The following is an 18,923-nucleotide window of genomic DNA, read 5'->3' as shown; positions in this document are numbered from 1 at the left end:
TCATTCTCATTAGTGTTTGCAAGCATTTAAGGTAATATATCGAATCTTTACATTTAATTAAGCACATAAAATAATAAGCTATTGTTTTTATTAAAAATGTTTATGCTTTATTACTTGTGTGTAAATGTATTTTGTAAAATAAAACAGTTTGGCGCTTATTCTGGTATTAGAGGTTGGTGTTAGTCTGATTGTTATTGTTCACGCTTAGATGAACGTTACTGGAACGCGAGGCGCATCTTGCGATTAATGTGCTGATGATAATCTGTGGAATATTGTTTAGAACAACAATACTGTCATCGTATTTGATAAAAACTGCGCATATTAAATAAGTAAAGCATCGGCGGCACTGTAATTGAGCTGACGATGCTTTTGCTTATTCACCTATCCTAACAACGATTACTTTGATGCATGAATAATAATGTCGTCATCAGTCGTGATGTCATTTAATAAAATTTTATCTTGTAGTACCTTCAATAACACCCCATAAGCCGGTAAAAACAATCCTAAGCTCACGATCAATTTAAAGGCGTAATCAACGCTAGCAATTTCTGGCCAATGTGTGGCCATAAATACATCACTGGAAGCATAAAACGCGATACTGAAAAACACTAAGGTATCGACTAAGTTACCTACTAATGTTGATGCTGCGGGGGCAACCCACCAAGCTTTGGCCTGACGTAATTTAGCAAATACAGTGATGTCCATTAGCTGGCCAATCAAGTACGCCACAAAGCTGGCAAAGGCGATGCGAAACACAAAGCTGTTCCACTCGATTAATGCACCAAACGCTTGTAATTGACCTTGGTGAAACAATACCCCGACTAAATACGACACCACAAGTGACGGTATCATGGCTTTAAGAATAATGCCTCTAGCAGCTTGTTGGCCAAAAATTCTTACGGTTAGGTCGGTGGCGAGATAGACAAATGGAAAGCTAAATGCACCCCAAGTGGTGTGGTAGCTAAACAGCTGAAATGGTAGCTGAACAAGATAGTTGCTTGCGCAAATAATTAAGATATGGAAACTGACTAATAGCATCAGTGCTCGGCGATATTTCGCCTGGGTTAACGTCAACATATTGTGGCCTTTTTAATTGGGTTAGCGCGGGGTGAGGGAACCCGCTATTAATTAGTTAACAGTATTTACTGGTGTTAACGGGACTATATAGCCTGAGTTAAGCCGATAAGTTAATACCTGTTATAGAGAATATTATCATTATAGTTTATTGGTCGTGTTTGCTGATAAATACACCACTTGATTAACCTTTTTAAGCGAATTCATGGCGGTCAGCAATCATGGGGGCGGGATAATAGCATGGGTTTTGTACAAGCGAAAGGCCTAGTCATGGCGAGCAAGCATCGTTGGAGTCAGCTTAGAAATATTAAAAATCGATTAATATAGACAATACTGTCGCTAATTTGTTTTCCAGCTCTTGCCACTCAGCTTCAGGATTTGACCCCGCAACAATACCTGCTCCGGCAAACAAGTTGATTCTTCTGGGTTCAATTAAAGCGCTGCGGATCGCAACAGAAAACTCTGATTCATGGTGATTTAAATAACCACAAGCTCCAGCATACCAACCTCTAGCGTAACCTTCTCGCTGGCGAATAAAGTTTAATGCCGCCTCGCGAGGTAAACCTCCTACGGCAGGAGTAGGATGCAGCGCCCGTAATAATTCAAAATCACTAATGCCTGGTTTTAACTGTGCTCGAATAGCGCGATGTAAATGTTGAATATGATCAAGCTTAAATATTTTAGGCTGCTCGTCGGCGCCCACATATTGACTTAATGGTGTGAGTACATTGACAATATGCTCCCTGACTAACTGATTCTCATGGCTATTTTTAATATCATCTAATAGCGCTTGAGCCAGTAATGCATCCTCATCAGGATTAAGTCCTCGCACTGTTGTTCCGGCTAATGCTTCGGTAAACAGTTCCTGTTGGCGGCGTAAATATAACCGTTCGGGTGAACAAGATATAAATGCGCGTTCAGGGCTAAATTGAAAGCCAAATTGAAAGCTATTTGGATTACGCCCTTGCCAACAGGCTAAAACAGTCCAAGGGTCAATATGGTCATTTACATCAATTTGGCTGTGGCGTGATAAGACGACTTTGGGGGTCGATTTGATAAAATTAGCTTGGGTGACCTGTTCAACTAATTCCTTCCAACGGGCAAAATTAGGTAAATCACTTCGACCCATTAACATGAGTTTATTCGGTGGTGACAAGGGAGCAGGTTTTTGCACCATCGCGATAGTATCAAGTGCAGCTTGGATTTCGTCTTCAGCGTTTCCATTCTCAAAATTAAGGTTTACTAATATCCTAACCTTATGACCGCTTCGGCGTAATTCTATTCTAGGTAATATAAAGTGTGCACGGCCAAATTCAGGCCAACATTCTACCGTGCGATCGAACGCTAAACCGCCGTAATAGCGAATGTCTTGGTGATTGGTTTTGTTACGCTGTTGCTGATAGATTTGCGCTAAGGCATTGTCGTCGACTTGGTCGGCAAAATAAAATGCCTTACATGAACCTATAGCGGCGACATCTTCATTTCTATCACGGCCATGCCAATAAATTTTAGGGTATACGGTTTGGGCACTTAACCAAGAGATTAATGGTAATGCTGGAGCATCGACTGACAGTTGCACTATAGGGTCACAGATCGGTATGCTGCGAAGTTGTTCGAGCTTAGAGATCAACTCGCTAAATTGTGGTGAAAAAAAGTGACCTTTCAATCTGTGCCTCTCGTACATCAACATAAGCGTTAACGTTAATAAACAGATGAAAAAGTGTCAATTAGCAAGATTAAAGTGTGTGATCTGAATTGCTAATATAGCCATGAGATTTTGGTAATGCGTCTGTTAGGTAACCATGTTAAAGAATTCAGCTATTGGCTAGTGTTATTGGATCGTTATAGAATGAAAAAGCAATATCGAACATCTCGTTGAGCCAATGTTAAAGTGCCATCGATATTTGTGTGATGATCTGAAGTAAAAATTAGCTGAATTGAGTAAAGTAGTTCAAAATATAACTAGAAATTGCAAGTCAGATTTCGTTTTTTAGTTTTGTCTCCCGGAGTAATTTGTACAATGAATGATTCTGCCGAATCAAGCAATGTCATCAAAGTCCCTATCGATAAACTTGCTTTAGGCATGTTTGTTACAGCGATAGATCATCAGAACGGTAAAGTAGCCATCCGTAATCCCGGACAAATTAAATACCGTGATGCAATTGTCAAACTTAAAGCCAACAATATTGCATTGGTGTGGGTTGATATTGAACGCTCTTCAGACACCTGTGGATTAAAAAAAGCAGAAAGATCAAGCTCTGCTAGCAGCCTATTAATGCGTAAAGCGACGGTCACTCGAGATGGTCAGCGAGGGCAAGCTAAAAAGTTACTTGCTGAAGCCAAGGGGCTTATCAAAAAAGTAATGTCTGAAACCTTCGAAGGTAAAGCTATCGAAGTGGGTCAATTTGAAGATGTTGCTGATAAAATGATTGAGTCGGTTATGGATGATGCCGACGCATTTAAGTGTATCTCAGCACTGCGTAGCAAAGATGCTTACTTACTTGAACACTCTATCAATGTTGCCTTTTTGCTCGTCACCTTTGGCAAGCACCTTAAGCTTGACCGCGAATTGCTTAAGCAAATGGCGGTTGGGGGGATTTTACATGATATCGGCAAAATTAAAGTTGATAACGAAATATTACACAAACCAGGTAAGCTGACCCCAGAAGAATTTGAACACATGAAATTGCATCAATTTTATGCAATTGAAATCATGAATGAAACAACAGGGCTGTCACAAGTGAGTAAAGATGTGTGCTTAATGCATCATGAAAAGCTTGATGGCCGCGGTTATCCTAATGGCCTCAAAGATGAGCAACTTCCTCAGCATGGGCGAATGAGTTGTATTGTAGATATTTTCGATGCGTTAACTGCTGCTCGTTGTTACAAAGAAGCCATGAGCCCCGCGGCAGCATTTAAAATATTGATCAGCTTGACACCATTTCATCTTGATCAAAAACTGGTATATGAGTTCATCCGCTGCGTGGGTATTTACCCTGTCGGTTCATTAGTACAGCTATCGGACCTGCGTGTAGGAATTGTATGGGATGCTAAAGGTCGCGATGCCTTGCATCCTATCGTTAAGTGCTTTTATTCAATCAAGCATAAGCACTATACCGAAGTGACTATGGTGGATTTACTTAAATCTGAGTTAAATATTGAGCGAGGCGTATCGCCAAGTATGCTCGATGTCGATCCTAGCCCTTTTTACTAAATGCCAGTAAAGCCCTGTGAGTGAATAGCAATCACTAATGGCCAATAATCTGTTGGTACATGGGTGCTAACTTAGCTAGAAGCGCATTACGTGTTGCGATAGGAATATGCTGTTGTTTAAGGGCTTCAATCAAATGGCCCACTAAGGCATCAAAGTCGGCTTGGCTAATGTGCAGTCCGATATGGGCATCATACATAGATGCTCCTTGATAAAGACACTCACCGCCAGTGACAACACATAAATGCTCAATCAGCCGTTGACGAAAAACACTGATGTCGGTTTGTTCAAAGTGATGCAAGAGGCGTTTGTCTTGGGACAAATTAACCAGGAAATCGTCGGTGATCATACTGATGCCTTTGTTCCCCCCCAGCTGCTGGTAAAGGCTTGTTGGTTGGCTTGCGCAGCCAGTAGACAGTAATAACAGTGCGCCCAATACCAGTAGATGATGTTTAAAAGCATTCAGCATTACAGTGTTCCCTCTACGGATAAATACCACCCTTGTTGCTGCTTAAATCCGGCAATACTGCCTAAATCGACATATGCGCCGACAACCGAAAGGTGTTTATTAACAAACCAGGCGACAAAAATATCTTGCCAATCTTGCTCTTGCGCAAAACTCAACTCATCTGGTTTTTGTTTGTACTCATAACCCAGAGCAATATTATCAGTTAATAACACCGCAATAGAAGCTTCGGCTTGTAAGGTGTAATCGTTGTTGGTTGCAGTGCCAAATCCGAGTAAACCTGTTTGGTTTGCTTTGGTGGCTCTCAGGGTTAGGTTGGTCACAAGGTTACGGCCTGCAATGGCTTCAAAATAGACCTTGCTAGCGGCCAAATACACATCTAACCCCCAATCATCTCTTGCTCCCACCGCTTGTGGTAAGGCAAAGTCATCAACACGTTTGTACTGTAATCCTAAGCTGATTTGCGGCATTGCGGTATAGAGCACTTCACCAGCCAGTTTGTATTTTATACCTACAATATCTTGGCCTAGTTTGCCGCCCAGAGTGTCTAAATCAAAAGTTTGTTTGGCAATACTCAGTTCAAAGCGATTATCAATGCTTAACGATGCTCCCATAGAATGCAGGGTAAAGTCGTCAACATAAACGGCGGAGTTCATCGCGGTTAAAGACCATTGATCAGAGCTTGCATAACCATTAATTACCGCCCAAGGTACTATGCCACCTCCGGCACTACCTTCAATAGTGGTTGCGCCGCCAGTGGCGATAATTTTGCTCGTATCAGCTTGGGCCTGCGTCACGATTAGGCTTAATAGCCCGGATAATATAATGCATATGATTTGATACATTAGCGCACCGTATCTTCATTAGAATGGGACATTAGATTGATTGAATTGTTGAAACCATACAATAAAATCATCCGCTTTTAATGGCTTAGAATACACATAGCCTTGAATTATATCACAATTAAGCTTGCGCAAAATATCGATTCCTTCTGCGGATTCTACGCCTTCAGCCACTACGGATAAGTTAAGTCCCTTAATTAACCTAATGCTAGTATCGACGATCATTAAATCAGTGGCATCGGTATGAATATCTTTAATAAAACTGCGATCAATCTTCACTTCATTGACCGGTAATAATTTCAAATAGGCTAATGAAGAGTGTCCTGTGCCAAAGTCGTCGATGGCAATCGATATACCGATATTGCGAAATTGCTGTAAAACCGCAATCACCGTTTGCGCATCTTTCATCACCGCACCTTCAGTGACCTCTATCGATAAGGCGGTAATGGGTAAATTATTGCTAATGAGTAATTGTTCAATGTCCAGTGGTAGCTGAGGATTGGTTAAGTCGTGGGCGGATAAATTAATCGCGACCGTAAGTGAAATACCTTGTTGCTGCCATTTTGCTAGCTGTTTTATGGTGGTATTGAGCACCCACTCGCTAATAATCGAGATATTACCTGAGTTTTCAGCTAAGCGAATAAATTCGTCCGGTGGAATAAACCCTAATTCAGGGTGCAGCCAACGGATCAGGGTTTCTGCTCCATGGCAATGATTCGTCTGAATATCAACTTTGGGCTGAAACACTAAATGCAGTTGCCCTTGACTTAGGGCTATCGGTAAATCGCGGATAATCATTAATTCACGCAGATAGCGCTCATCTTCGCCTTGTTGATAAGTGGCAATACTTAATGATTCCATGCGCGCTTGGTTTAAGGCAATTTCAGCATGGCGAATCAAGGTATCGATATCATTACTGTCATAGCCTCGGGATAAATCTACCATCCCTACGCGAACGTTGACTGTGATTTTTGAGCCTTGAATGGCAAAGGGTTGAGTTAATAAGCGTAAATAATTATCAAGCTGTTGATCATCAATACCAGGTTGGAATAATAATAAAAACGAGTCGCCATCTAAGCGCGATATTAACTGTGCTGTTGGAGATAAGCTTTCTAAGCGACTCGCAAACAATACCAACAGATCATCGGCATTGGCAAAGCCAATAATGTTATTCAAATGACGAAAGTTTTTGATGTCTATCATCACTAAGTTGCCATGCATTTTGCTTAGTAGCTGACTAAGGAGCTGTTTAGCTGCTACGCGGTTATACAAGCCTGTGAGGTTATCGTGCTGTGACTGGTACACTAAGTCATTTTTGCGTGACTCAATATTTTCACGCATTATCGATAGGGTGTTGGCTAATACTTGTAACTCTGCGGGAGCACCTTTAATTGGCGGAGGATTTTCGCCTTGGCCCACTTTGCGGGCAAAATTAACCAATCCATAAATAGGTTTGGTTAAGCCGCCAGCAAACCAGGCAGCAATCATAAAGGCCAGTAAACAGGTTATCGCGAATACAAGTAACATGTTATTACGTAAAGCATCGTAATTTTGCTGCCACTTAATATTCGATTGGTGTAATACCGCTAATTGATTATCGCTATTGTTGTCTAATGCAATGGTGGTAGATAAATAGCCCAGTGGTACGTCGTCGCTGACCACATCGATAGTTTGGTCTAATCGATCCATCTGCGCTAGAACATCTTGTTGCTGAGCGGTTGGCAGGGTGGAGACTATTTCAACTCTGTCAGCTGACTGGTTAATGAAACTAATATCGATCCCGGTAATGGTTTTTGCTTGGTCGGCGACGTTTTTATCCATCGCAAAGCCCATACCAACCCAAGCGATTAATGTAGGTGCTTTAACTGGCTGCAAAACAAATTGGTAGCTACTGTGATCATAATTAAAAATTTCGAACGTGGTTGAGCGATTTTTTGTTAATGCAAATAACTCATCAATATTCGCTTTAGTCAGACCTTGTAAACTTGATGACAGCAGGGTTCCCTGTGGAGAGAGTAAAATAGCGGCATCGGCATTAATCCGACGGCCGTGGTTCGCTAAAACGGATGATATTGTATCTTGCTCGCCGGTCGCGACCGCGCGCTTAAAGCCAAAGTCAGCACTTAATAATGACAAACTTTGGTTAAGCTGCTTGTTGCGATTTGACAACATTTCGACAAAAACGTTAGAGCCAATTTTAAGATTTTGAGTTTGTTGTTGGCGGAAATCTCGTTGAGTTGCGCTTAACACAAACAAGGCAGTAGTTAACTGCATTAAAGTTAATATGAGTAAAAATGCAATGATCAATCTGCTGCGAAAACTATTTGGCATGTTGTCCCATCATATGGCTGGCATGATCAGAAGCACCAAATCCGCTAGGTGGCGATGATGGTTTATTTTGGTGTTCTATATCGACACTAAGCGCTAATTGATTAGCGCCATCATTAAGGATAATCGAAGATGATGCTGGTGCAACAATTTGCCAAGGATGCCAAATCTTAACTTGATATTCTCCTGGCGGTACATCCGTTAATTGTATTTTCCCCGACGCATCACTTACCGAGAAATAAGGACTTTTAGCAACGTAAATAAAGGCTTGCATATAGTCATGAATATTACAGCCGATAGCGACTAGACCCGCTTTATCAAAGTTAATCGGATCTGCGGTCGTGCCTACGTATAATTTTAGCTCAAATTGTTTGGCTTCAGAAAAGGAATAAACATGGTGTCGAGTACGATCTAAATTAGGAAAATCAACATTTGCCCCTTGTGGCACAGCTAATACAAAAGGGTAAAATACGCGATCTTGTTGACGCATTTCGTAATGGGCTGTAGCAGGCAGTGTTATTTCTGTTGTCGAAGTGGCTTCAAGTGGCGCAGTCGAGATAAGTTCTACCACGCTATCACTGAGCATATTACCTTGAGCATCGGTAACATCAACCGTTAAGGTTGCCGCAGTCACTGATGCTGAAATAATATAAGTTAACCAGAGTAAGCATGTCGTAAACCGGAACATTGGCATGTATTCGCCTCATTATTAGACAGTAGAGCGGGTTGCAACATAATGGCTAATCATATGAACAATATGACATCATAACCTAGCATACTCAAAATACATCATTATCACAGTAAAATACGACCATTTGTTTTGCTACAAATTATTAACCGAGGTGTTCATGAAAGTGTATTTATCGATTAGTTTAGTATTGATATCGTTAATATTACTCATTCCCGGTGTAACAGAGCCCATGTTAACGATGACAGGAACGATTGAAAAGTCACAGTTGCTTGATACGGGTAAAGACATGTTAACCCAAAAACTCACCGAAGATTCTCGTGCTAATACCCGTGGAATACTCGATGTTGCGGCCAGTCTGTTTGGCCTAGATACACTTGAGGGAGAGGTGGAGGTGTTTCGCAATAGTCGCAGTATCATTGATACCATAGTGGCGCTGTACCAGTCTCATAATCTAATCGTCGCCATGTTAGTGGGGTTATTTAGTATTGTGATCCCCGCAGTGAAGTTAATCACTATGCTGATATTACTGCTGCCAGTGCCCCAGCGAATCAAACAACAGCTTAACAGTATGATTGGCGCTATCGGCAAATGGTCTATGGCCGATGTTTTTGTGGTTGCTATTATCGTGACCTACATGGCAGGTAATGCGTCAGCCGGTATGGGCGATATGCTTAAGACTCAATCTCAGTTTGAAATCGGTTTCTATTATTTTCTAGGCTACTGTATTTTTTCAATCGCCAGCCAGATGATGATCGACATGACACAAACGCGAAAGTCACAGAGTACCTTTGTTAATATTGACGGCTGATGCTGCTAGGCTTTTGAGCTGACGACAATAATATTTTTTTTTAAAATAAAAAGAGCTTAAATCAGTTTCTTATTATCTTGATGAGTCGTGAATAACACGAAAATAAGTCATTATTGTTTTGGATATTCAAAGTCGTGATATTTCGCGACTTATGTTTTTCAATGGTTATAATGAGCATATGCATTGGTAACCTTAAGATTGACTATGACTGACTCTACAACCACTGACTATATTGGCTCTGATCATTTTCTACCCGAAAATACTCTATTGCTTAATGCCATGACAGAGGGCGTATATGGTTTTGATTTAGCCGGTAATGCAGTGTTTATCAACCCCGCGGCAGAACAAATGACCGGCTGGAAAAGTGCCGAATTAATTGGCAGAAATATTCATGACTGTCATCATCATAGTCATGCAGATGGCAGTCATTATCCTCAGCATGATTGCCCCATTTATCGCACCTTACATGATGCTATCCCTCGGCAAGTGACCGACGATGTATTTTGGCGTAAAGATGGCAGCAGCTTTCCAGTGTATTACAGTTCCACCCCAGTATATGATCAGCAACAACTCGTCGGTGTTATCGCGATATTTCGTGATGTAAGCATGCAAAAACATACCGAGCAATCATTGAGACAAGCATTGGCACAAGTGCAGGCTTTGTCAGAACGGTTAGCATCAGAAAATCAATACTTACTCACTGAGCTTCAAGGTCAGCAAGGCGCCTCAGGAATATCGGGTAACAGCCAACCTATCAATCAACTCATTCAACAGATCCACTTAGTCGCAAATACCGACAGTACGGTATTAATTTGTGGTGAAAACGGCACCGGCAAAGAGTTAGTTGCGCGTAACTTACATAGGCTAAGTCATCGTAAAGACCAGCCTATGGTAAGTGTTAACTGCGCTGCATTTTCGACGGCCTTGCTAGAAAGTGAGCTGTTTGGGCATGAAAAAGGTGCATTTACTGGCGCCACAGCGCGTCGCAAAGGCCGATTTGAATTGGCCAATAATGGCACCTTATTTTTAGATGAAATTGCCGAGCTAAGTTTATCGGCACAATCTAAATTGTTGCGAGTGATTCAAGAGCAAAGCTTCGAGCGTGTTGGCAGTAGTGAAACCATTAAGGTTAATATTCGCTTAGTTGCTGCCACCCATCACGATTTAGCCGCAAGAGTAGAACAGGGCTTGTTTCGCATGGACTTGTATTACCGCCTGAACGTATTTCCAATTACCGTGCCTCCTTTACGAGAGCGCCGTGAAGATATTCCACAATTGGTCAGTGATTTAGTCACATCACTGAGTAAAAAGCTTGGAAAAAAAATCACTAAAGTGAGTGCTAAAGGGCTGAAGAACTTACAGCAATATGCTTGGCCAGGTAACGTGCGAGAGTTACAAAACCTGATTGAGCGAGAAATGATTTTATCGCAAAGTGGCCATTTACTGTTTAATACTTTGCCCGCAGTGGTTGCCCCTCCGTTGGCAGCCAGCACGTTAACCATGGCACAAGCCGAAGCCGCGCATATTATTACAGTATTAAATGCTAGCCATTGGCGTATTTCTGGCCCGTTTGGTGCAGCTGCAATGCTAGATATGCCGGCGAGTACCTTGCGATCTCGGATGAAAAAGTTAGCCATTACGCGCTAATTTTTATTACTCACTTTATTAAGTCGCGATATATCGCGTAAAAGATGATATATCGTGATTTTTATTTATGGGGTTTTTGTTTTAGTTGTTTAAAATCATGCTGTTAAGGTGATTCTTGAGTTGGCTTAGTCTTTGCTATAACAGGGCAATATTGTGTTATAGGAATATCTTCATGCCTAAATTATCATCTCAAACACCGGCAGCGATTATGCCAGTCGATAACGCTGCCGTTTCACAACGGATCCCAGTGGTGCAAATTGCTACGCCGTCGACAAAAATTCATGTTCGAGAACAGAAGGGCGTTTTTCAACGACTGCGTCAGCACAGTAATACTTTACTGATTGCGATTTTTTTCCTGATCCCATTTATCAATTACCAAGGCCGGCAAGCCATTCTGTTTGATGTAACCGAACAGCAATTCTTTTTCTTCAATATCACCTTGTGGCCACAAGACTTTACCGTATTAGCATGGTTTTTTATGGCTGCTGCTTTTGGGCTGTTTTTTGTTACTGTTTACTGGGGGCGGGTGTGGTGTGGTTTTTTGTGTCCACAAACTGCGTGGACCTTTATTTACATGTGGGTTGAAGCCAAAGTAGAGGGTAATCATCATCATCGGGCGGCGTTAGATAAAGCCCCATGGTCGTTGAGTAAAGTACGTAAACGAGTGACTAAGCATGCGGTGTGGATGGTGTTTGCCTTGCTGACCGGCTGCGGATTTATTGGTTACTTTATGCCTGCTCGCGAGTTGTATGTTGATATTTTTAGCGCAAACAGTGGCTTTTGGACTGGCACATGGGTGTGGTTTTTTGCCATATGCACTTATTTAAATGCCGGCTGGATGCGTGAAATGATGTGTTTGCATTGCTGTCCTTACTCGCGTTTTCAAGCGGTGATGTTTGACGCCAATACTAAAACGGTTAGCTATGATGCTGCTAGAGGTGAGTCTCGTGGGCCACGTAAACGTTCACAAAAAACGGAGCTAGGTGACTGTGTAGACTGTAATTTGTGTGTTGATGTTTGCCCAACTGGGATTGATATTCGTAACGGCTTACAATACGAATGCATTAACTGTGGTGCCTGTGTTGATGCATGTAATCAGACCATGGAAAAATTTGGTTATGCCGCTAATTTAATCAGCTTTACCAGCGAGAATGCCTTAACAGGACAAGCAAAAGCCAGTTTGTGGTCACTAAAATCTCTCGGTTATGCCAGTGCACTATTGATTATGATTATTCTGATCATTAGCGATTTAAGCCACTTAAGCCATATACAGCTTAATGTGATCCGCGATCGCCAAACCTTGTATCGTCAAGTGGGCGTCGACCAGGTTGAAAACAGCTATCAGCTCAAAATTCGCAATAAAACGCAACAAATGGCTTTTTATCAAATCAGTATCCACAGTGACGATGCTCAAGAGCAAGTATTGCAAATCGTTACCGACAGCTTGATTGCGATAAAACCTGCAGAACAACTGGATTATCCGTTGACCGTCAGTGGCCGCTTAAGTAACCGAGCGAGTGATAGTCCGCAACAAACAGTGCAATTTAGGGTCACCCAAATTCAAAGCTTGGAAAATCCAACGCCAACGGAACCAGCGAACCAGACCTCGCAAACATCACGGTTCTTTTGGCCATAATCTCGTAATCTCTGTATCTCAGTATGACGACATAAAGACGTGCTGACCTTACTCGATGCAACACAGCAACATGGTTAAGTAACAAAAAGGCTTGTCGCATTATTAATGGGGCAAGCCTTTTTTGCTAAATGGTCGCAGTGTTATCGCGCTAACGTATTAACGCTGATGCAGTGCGTAGTCGCTGCCGTCTTTAGCGGTAAACACTTTACAGTTGCCTTCAGTTGGCTGACAGCCTGTGTGGATTAAGCTAATCCATTGTTTGTATGGCGTCGGCAAATTCTTAATTGGAATCGCAACCTGAATGTCTTCAATATTAGCTTGGTCTGTGGTGCCCATTTGTCCTTGGCGGTCGAAGCTAATCTCAACATGGGTATCATTATTCTTTAACACCACTGAAGTCGGTTCACTTTTATGACCCGTCAATGCCACAAATTGACATGGATTTTGTAAACCACACTGAGAACCATCTTTCAAAAATGCTAATAAGTGGGTGTAGTAAACAACATAGCTGCTGACATCTTGGTGTGAGCCTTCGGCTAATGGAAATTGTGCATCCAAAAAGTCTTTTGCATTTGTGCTGCGATCCTGTGGATTGGTCGTTGCCACAAATTGCTCACCAATGAAGCGGTTAAGGTTTTGGGTGGCTGTTGCGCTTGCTTGAGTAGACATATTCATCGCCTTATTCCTCTTCGTGTTGTTGTCGGTCAGAAACCTTTGTCATTATTGTTTATCATTAAGCTCTGTTAGCAGCTTGATTTTTAGTCTATGCTATTTTTACAAACAATTTCACAATAAAAATTTTACAGTGTGAATTATACAAAATGAGAAATGAAAAAAGCCTAATGCGAAAGACCCATTTTTTGGGCACAAAGATAAGAAACTTGCGTAAACGCAACAACTTAACCATGGAGGACTTGTCAGCTCGTTGTGTACGTGTTGATTCAGGTAATTCGCCATCTGTGTCATATTTGTCGATGATCGAACGCGGAAAGCGTGTTCCGAGTGCAGATATGTTGGCGGTAATTGCGGTCGTTTTTCAAAAAGAAGTGGAATGGTTTCTTGATGATGTGCCAGAAGATGAAGCCATTACGCCGGAAAAAGGCAACAAAGGTGGCATTAGTGGTATGCCGCTGGAGCCGAGTTTTTTGTTTTCTAATGACATTCTGCAAATTGCTATTCCTGAAATGTTGTCGCAAACCGGCACCAGTGGCCGCCAGTTTGCTCATTTACTCATCCGCGCGCACCAAGAGCATCATCAAAATCATTTTCCTGATTTAGAGCGCGCCGCCGAAGAGGTCGGCTTAAAACGCATGCCGCTTGCCACTGAAGATATTATCGATATCGCCAAAGGCATGGGCTTAAAAATTAAATGGATCGACCGGGTTCCACAAGAAGTGATCAACGAAATGGGTGTCAGTGCTAAGCAGTTAGTGACTTCATTTTTTGAGCCGCCGGGGACTATTTACATTAGTAATATGTTGAAAAACAGACCCAGTAGATTGCGCTATGATTTGGCCGTGCACATAGGTCATTGTGTATTACACAATAAAGATGGCTTAAAGAGTGTGATGATGTCGGGTCGCCGTGATGACTTTGATGATGCTCTTGTCCCTCAATCCAATACATTGAATGCACAAGATATTTTACATGCATGGCGCGATTTTGAATCAAGCTTCTTTGCCGGTGCTTTGTTGTGTCCAAAAGTGCCGTATCGACAGTTACTGGATCGTCATGGCTATGAGATTAGTGTGCATAAGCAATTGCAGGTGTCAGCTTCAGTGGCTATGCGCCGCATGACAGTGGTATCACCTTATCCCCATTGGCATTATTTTGATGCCTATGCACCGGGTAAGTTAAAAGCTGTGTATCGCGGTAATGGTATTCCTTTGCCTTGGGGCAACATGCGCCTAGTGGAAGATCCTTGTCAGCATTGGGCTGTATTTAGGATGCTTAACGAGCAAGTCGAGGGTACCTCTGCGCAAATATCGATTTTAAATGTTGGTAATGAACCACGTATTTATTGCTGTGAATCGATTAAAGTAGATGACTCGGCGGGCAATGCACATGTGTTATGTGCTGGAATAGATTTAAATCCGGCGATTGAAGCGCAAGGCAAAGACGCTCAGTCGATTGCTCATGATTTGAAACAGGCTTGTGCTACGGGCGGCGGCTCTATCGTTATTCCTAAACATATCCAAAAAGATCTCACTAGTGTGGCAAAAATTCTGAACATTAATTGGATTGAACGTGGGATTAAAAAAGATGCCCAGTTAATTTGTTCGCGTGGTGCGGTATGTCCGCGTCAGCCAAGTTGTTATGCCGCAGGGCGTAATTTATGTGAAGAAAACCAAGGTTAAGTCGTCCTTTATGTATGCCGCATCAACATAAGTTGATGCGGCTTCAAGCAACATCTGATGTACCTAAAGGGGAAACTTTACCGTCACGCAAAGCCCGCAGTTGTTTACAGGATCTGCTGGGGTTAAGCTAATTTTTGCATCCATCTGCTGCACAATACTCGCCACAATCGCTAAGCCTAAACCTGAGCCATATTCATTACTGCCTAATATGCGATAAAAAGGTTCAAACACTTTTTGAACTTCAGTATTTGCGATACCTGGGCCTGTATCCTTGATGGTCATCTCTATGCCTTGCTCGGTTTCAATAATACTCAAATCAACTCTACCGCCACTAGGTGTATAGCGGATAGCATTGTCGATCAGGTTGTGAATTAAGGTTTTTAAACGGACAGGGTTGGCGTTGAGCTGGGCGTCGCTATCTTGGCTAAAGCCCAAATCAATCTCTTTCGCTTCCACAAGTGGGTATAGCTCTTCAATCACCTCAGTGAATACTGTTTTTAGTGAGGTTCGTTGATGTTGTTGGATGCTGTTGTCTTGTTGACGCGCCATCGATAATAGTTGTTCTAGCAGATGGATACTGCGACTGATCCCAGCCTGTAATGCATTTAGTTTCTGACGCGCATCGTCGGTTAACTCTGTTTGCTGAAGACGTTGAGCCTGTAACGACAGCGCCGTGATAGGCGATCGGAGTTCATGGGCGGCATCGGCAATAAAGCGCTTTTGGCTAGTAATAACCTGGCTGTTTTTACTGAGTAAGCGATTAATCGCCTCAACAAAGGGCACAATTTCACTCGGCAATTGAGTAGTGGGAATTAACTGTAAATCGTGCTCAGTTTGACGGTCTACATCGTGGGCTAAAATGCTAATTGGACTCAGAATTTTACCTAGAATATAGCCGAGTAATAATAATAAAATCGGAATTAATACTAACAATGGCATTAGGGTATGCAGCGCGGTTTCAAAGGCGATGTTGTCACGAATGGCGGTCTCTTGGGCGACGGCTATTCGCTGCGAGGATGATAAGGTGCGCACAAATACTCGCCATGACTGTGTGGCTAAATTAACCGTGTGAAATCCATCAGTTAAATTGCTCGGCAAGGCTAGGATATTTTTCGCTATAGGATTGCTTGCTGGATTGTCACCCAATAACTGCACCGAAACTTGAAACTCCAACTGATCTTGGCTCAACGGGGTTAGTGTGCTGTCGTTTGGGGTCAGCGAGTAACGGTCAAATAGCACAGCCATTTGTTGCAATACATCATCTTGTAGCTCATGGGCTTCTTCAAAAGCACTGCTAAAAGTAAAGCTGGCAGCAATGATCGCAACAGACAAAATTGCAGCTGAAATCCAATAAGATAAGCGCGTTTTTAACGAGTTACGGGGGCATTTTTTGACACCATCCATCCTACACCTCTGACATTTTTAATGGTTTCTGTACCCAGTTTTTTACGCAAACAATGGATTAAAAACTCTACCGCATTGCTTTCTACTTCTTCACCCCAGGCATAAATACGTTCTTCTAAATCACTTTTTGAATGAATTGAACCGGGTCGGATAAGCAATGTTTGCAGTAAGGCGAACTCACGGTTAGACAGTAAGATATTATCTTGAGTGAGGGTTTTGGCTTCATGTGTGGCAGGGTTTAGCCACACAATATTATTGGTTAATTCAGGCGTATGCTGGTTGGCATTGCGCCTTGCTACTGCACGAATGCGAGCCTGTAGTTCGCTCATATCAAAGGGCTTAATGACATAATCATCGGCACCTAAATCGAGCCCTTTGACTCTGTCTTCTAAGCTGTCTCTGGCGGTAATAATGATCACCGCCAGAGCGGGGTGCTGAGCTCGAATATATTGCATCACTTGCAAGCCATCCAGCTTAGGTAAGCCAAGGTCGAGCAACACCACATCATATTGCTGGCAACGTAAACTGTGCAGCGCCGCTTCGCCATCGCATATCCAATCAACCGCATAGGCGACATCTTTTAAGGCACTTTGCATGGCATCACCAATCATTTTATCGTCTTCTACTAATAAAATACGCATAGCACCTCAATTGAGCACAATGACACAAAGTGGAAAGTCTTCATTAATGATTCTTTGTTGCAGCTTGCTGCTTAAATAGCATTAAACACAACACCATACCAAAGAGTAGTGCCGCCGATGCAGTAAAGCGACTAAATTCTAATCCACCATGGCTAATGGGTTTATCTAAAAAGTCACCGACTACAGCACCTAAAGGTCTGGTTAAAATAAAGCTAAGCCAAAACAACAGTGTGCGAGATATTGGGCTCCAAAGATAGGCGGCTAATAATACTAATAGCATACTACCAAAGATAAGTGCGCTGGCATCGTAACCTAAACCCGCGCTATCCACAGTCCAGTCGCCTAAAGCTGTACCTAGGGTTTGTGACAGTAAAATCGTGACCCAATAAAAGCATTCGGTTTTGGTATTGTTTATCGATTGATTAGACAGGCTACCGGCACTGACGTACCAAATTGAAAATGACATGCACAACAGGCTCACCAGTAACAATGTGCCCCCGGTATAGCCTATGCCTAATGAGCGGTCGGCAAAGTCTGCCATGGTAGTGCCTGCAGTAGTTGTGGCGATAATGGTGGCCCAATAAATACTCGAAGAATAATGTTTACTGCGAATTTGTATTGCTACCGCTATCGCGAATAAACCGATAAAAATAACTGAGCTCACTAAATAGCCGAGGTTAAGCGACATCGATAAAGCATCACCTGCCGTTTCGCCTAAGGTGGTCGCCAGTATTTTAACCAGCCAAAATATTAAGGTGACTTGTGGCACTTTAGCCCGCGCCTGCTGTTGTAGTGTTTCCATATCGATACTCACTTATGTTGATACATTATTGGCTTTTTTGCTGCTTGGCGCGCACTGAAAGGTAAGCTACAAGTGCAACAATAATTGCTAAAAAAACAATACTGGTGCTGGTGGTGCCAAACCCAAAGCCACCTTTACGAACCGGTTGTGACAATAAATCACCGATAGAGGCACCCAGTGGGCGGGTTAAGATATATGCCACCCAAAAGCACAATACTGCATTGGCTTTGAAGCGATAAAAAGCCACGCTAATGACGGTGATTAAACTACCAAATATCAAAGCCGAAAGGCCGTAGCCAACATTCATGTCTTCAGATACCCAATCACCGACCGCAGTGCCTAAAGCAAAGGTAATGAGAATGGCCAGCCAATAAAATAATTCACGTTTAAGAGTGACAATGGAATGAATCGATAAAGTGCGTTCTTTGCTAAACCAGTATGCAAATGTTGCCGCTAATAATAGGCTAAACACCGCAGTCGATACTGGCAAAGGCACATCAAGTTTGTCTGTGAGAATGTCGGTGACTAAGGTGCCAAAAATACTGATAAGTACCACTACACCCCAATAAGCATATGGGCGATAGCGAGTTTGCTTAAGCTGCACCAATAAGGCGACAAGTAATAATATCCCCATGATGATGCTGGTATTAATCATGCCTACATGAAGATGGAAGCTAAGATAATCTGCTGCGGTTTCTCCCACCGTGGTCGACATCATTTTTATTACCCAAAAGATCAGCGTGATTTCGGGCACTTTATTAAGCCAAGTATTTGGTGATAGGTCATTCGGCGTTGTGTGAATAGATGATGCTTTGGTTAAAGGTTTCATAAGGACTCCTGATCCAACAGTGAAACTGATTTAGCACTATCTTGCCGCGCAATACTTAGGCCAAACATAGGGCGGTGATATCAGCCATAAATATGTTAGCCAGATGAGTTCAACGTTTGGACTGCATTCCAATATCTCTGCTTGGTAACAGATCCCGCTAAAATTTCTACTCATAATTGATAAGTCG

Annotated in this window: 16 protein-coding genes; 5 read left to right on the top strand and 11 right to left on the bottom strand. The window is 42.4% G+C overall.

The genetic code is table 11. The features are described from left to right. Positions 1–396 precede the first annotated feature (396 nt). Together H5164_RS14920 and H5164_RS14915 are read right to left on the bottom strand one after the other, a co-directional pair. Entirely contained in the window at positions 397–1,077 is a 681-nt protein-coding gene (locus H5164_RS14920) for a 7-cyano-7-deazaguanine/7-aminomethyl-7-deazaguanine transporter (RefSeq protein WP_124016710.1), read from the bottom strand. A 304-nt stretch (positions 1,078–1,381) separates the two neighbouring features. Continuing rightward, positions 1,382–2,740, bottom strand: a complete 1,359-nt coding sequence (locus H5164_RS14915; protein WP_371697336.1) for an isochorismate synthase MenF — start codon at positions 2,738–2,740, stop codon at positions 1,382–1,384. Positions 2,741–3,094: 354 nt separating this feature from the next. Here H5164_RS14915 and H5164_RS14910 point away from each other — a divergent pair, with 354 nt between their 5' ends. Then, a complete protein-coding gene (locus tag H5164_RS14910) occupies positions 3,095–4,288 on the top strand; it encodes an HD-GYP domain-containing protein (protein ID WP_182756909.1) in 1,194 nt (397 codons plus the stop codon). Between the two features lie 34 nt (positions 4,289–4,322). Here the strand turns inward: H5164_RS14910 and H5164_RS14905 are convergent, their stop codons facing one another. Genes H5164_RS14905 through H5164_RS14890 form a run of 4 tightly spaced genes read right to left on the bottom strand, consistent with a single transcriptional unit; the run spans position 4,323 to position 8,609 of the window. Next, a complete protein-coding gene (locus H5164_RS14905; RefSeq protein ID WP_124016713.1) occupies positions 4,323–4,754 on the bottom strand; it encodes a group 1 truncated hemoglobin in 432 nt (143 codons plus the stop codon). Next, a complete protein-coding gene (locus H5164_RS14900) occupies positions 4,754–5,596 on the bottom strand; it encodes a DUF3034 family protein (protein ID WP_124016714.1) in 843 nt (280 codons plus the stop codon). Before H5164_RS14900 ends, H5164_RS14905 begins: the two co-directional genes overlap by 1 nt. An 18-nt stretch (positions 5,597–5,614) precedes the next feature. Continuing rightward, on the bottom strand, positions 5,615–7,924 hold the full coding sequence (locus H5164_RS14895) for a bifunctional diguanylate cyclase/phosphodiesterase (RefSeq protein ID WP_182756907.1): 2,310 nt from the start codon (positions 7,922–7,924) through the stop codon (positions 5,615–5,617). After that, entirely contained in the window at positions 7,914–8,609 is a 696-nt protein-coding gene (locus tag H5164_RS14890) for a methylamine utilization protein (protein WP_259396827.1), read from the bottom strand. The genes H5164_RS14895 and H5164_RS14890 overlap by 11 nt, the downstream gene beginning before the upstream one ends. 160 nt (positions 8,610–8,769) lie before the next feature. Here H5164_RS14890 and H5164_RS14885 point away from each other — a divergent pair, with 160 nt between their 5' ends. From H5164_RS14885 to ccoG, 3 genes are all read left to right on the top strand, one after another. Continuing rightward, positions 8,770–9,420 (top strand): paraquat-inducible protein A, encoded by a 651-nt coding sequence (locus H5164_RS14885; protein ID WP_182756903.1) that lies wholly within the window; start codon positions 8,770–8,772, stop codon positions 9,418–9,420. 204 nt (positions 9,421–9,624) lie between these two features. Beyond that, entirely contained in the window at positions 9,625–11,067 is a 1,443-nt protein-coding gene (locus H5164_RS14880; protein ID WP_182756901.1) for a sigma-54-dependent Fis family transcriptional regulator, read from the top strand. Positions 11,068–11,239: 172 nt separating this feature from the next. Next, positions 11,240–12,703, top strand: a complete 1,464-nt coding sequence (gene ccoG / locus H5164_RS14875; protein ID WP_182756899.1) for a cytochrome c oxidase accessory protein CcoG — start codon at positions 11,240–11,242, stop codon at positions 12,701–12,703. Between the two features lie 156 nt (positions 12,704–12,859). Here ccoG and H5164_RS14870 read toward each other — a convergent pair whose 3' ends face one another. Continuing rightward, the gene (locus H5164_RS14870; RefSeq protein WP_259395664.1) at positions 12,860–13,372 is read right to left on the bottom strand and encodes a malate synthase; all 513 of its coding nucleotides are present in this window, start codon (positions 13,370–13,372) and stop codon (positions 12,860–12,862) included. A 152-nt stretch (positions 13,373–13,524) separates the two neighbouring features. Between H5164_RS14870 and H5164_RS14865 the strand changes: the two genes are divergently transcribed. Then, positions 13,525–15,060 carry a DUF3612 domain-containing protein gene (locus H5164_RS14865; protein ID WP_124016721.1) on the top strand — a complete coding sequence of 512 codons (1,536 nt, stop codon included), beginning with the start codon at positions 13,525–13,527 and terminating at the stop codon, positions 15,058–15,060. A 63-nt stretch (positions 15,061–15,123) separates the two neighbouring features. Here H5164_RS14865 and H5164_RS14860 read toward each other — a convergent pair whose 3' ends face one another. From H5164_RS14860 to H5164_RS14845, 4 genes are read right to left on the bottom strand one after another with little or no spacing between them, the layout of a single operon-like run. Next, on the bottom strand, positions 15,124–16,464 hold the full coding sequence (locus tag H5164_RS14860) for a HAMP domain-containing sensor histidine kinase (RefSeq protein WP_182756897.1): 1,341 nt from the start codon (positions 16,462–16,464) through the stop codon (positions 15,124–15,126). Beyond that, a complete protein-coding gene (locus H5164_RS14855; protein WP_124016723.1) occupies positions 16,428–17,105 on the bottom strand; it encodes a response regulator transcription factor in 678 nt (225 codons plus the stop codon). Before H5164_RS14855 ends, H5164_RS14860 begins: the two co-directional genes overlap by 37 nt. A 43-nt stretch (positions 17,106–17,148) precedes the next feature. Then, entirely contained in the window at positions 17,149–17,907 is a 759-nt protein-coding gene (locus tag H5164_RS14850) for a hypothetical protein (protein WP_124016724.1), read from the bottom strand. 25 nt (positions 17,908–17,932) lie between these two features. Then, complete coding sequence (locus H5164_RS14845) at positions 17,933–18,736, bottom strand: hypothetical protein (RefSeq protein ID WP_259396826.1); 804 nt, start codon at positions 18,734–18,736, stop codon at positions 17,933–17,935. Positions 18,737–18,923: the final 187 nt, after the last annotated feature.

Origin of the sequence: Shewanella sp. SG41-3, assembly GCF_014164545.1 — a bacterium.
GTDB lineage: Bacteria > Pseudomonadota > Gammaproteobacteria > Enterobacterales > Shewanellaceae > Shewanella > Shewanella vesiculosa.
The sequence above is the reverse complement of the archived record's forward strand: the minus strand, read 5'-3'. Positions and strand labels throughout refer to the sequence as shown.

Coding starts and splice junctions, on each gene's coding strand:
- H5164_RS14920 (WP_124016710.1), bottom strand. CDS start 1,077: ATGTTGACGTTAACCCAGGCGAAATATCGCCGAGCACTGATGCTATTA.
- H5164_RS14910 (WP_182756909.1), top strand. CDS start 3,095: ATGAATGATTCTGCCGAATCAAGCAATGTCATCAAAGTCCCTATCGAT.
- H5164_RS14905 (WP_124016713.1), bottom strand. CDS start 4,754: ATGCTGAATGCTTTTAAACATCATCTACTGGTATTGGGCGCACTGTTA.
- H5164_RS14900 (WP_124016714.1), bottom strand. CDS start 5,596: ATGTATCAAATCATATGCATTATATTATCCGGGCTATTAAGCCTAATC.
- H5164_RS14895 (WP_182756907.1), bottom strand. CDS start 7,924: ATGCCAAATAGTTTTCGCAGCAGATTGATCATTGCATTTTTACTCATA.
- H5164_RS14890 (WP_259396827.1), bottom strand. CDS start 8,609: ATGTTCCGGTTTACGACATGCTTACTCTGGTTAACTTATATTATTTCA.
- H5164_RS14885 (WP_182756903.1), top strand. CDS start 8,770: ATGAAAGTGTATTTATCGATTAGTTTAGTATTGATATCGTTAATATTA.
- H5164_RS14880 (WP_182756901.1), top strand. CDS start 9,625: ATGACTGACTCTACAACCACTGACTATATTGGCTCTGATCATTTTCTA.
- ccoG (WP_182756899.1), top strand. CDS start 11,240: ATGCCTAAATTATCATCTCAAACACCGGCAGCGATTATGCCAGTCGAT.
- H5164_RS14870 (WP_259395664.1), bottom strand. CDS start 13,372: ATGTCTACTCAAGCAAGCGCAACAGCCACCCAAAACCTTAACCGCTTC.
- H5164_RS14865 (WP_124016721.1), top strand. CDS start 13,525: ATGAGAAATGAAAAAAGCCTAATGCGAAAGACCCATTTTTTGGGCACA.
- H5164_RS14860 (WP_182756897.1), bottom strand. CDS start 16,464: ATGGATGGTGTCAAAAAATGCCCCCGTAACTCGTTAAAAACGCGCTTA.
- H5164_RS14855 (WP_124016723.1), bottom strand. CDS start 17,105: ATGCGTATTTTATTAGTAGAAGACGATAAAATGATTGGTGATGCCATG.
- H5164_RS14850 (WP_124016724.1), bottom strand. CDS start 17,907: ATGGAAACACTACAACAGCAGGCGCGGGCTAAAGTGCCACAAGTCACC.
- H5164_RS14845 (WP_259396826.1), bottom strand. CDS start 18,736: ATGAAACCTTTAACCAAAGCATCATCTATTCACACAACGCCGAATGAC.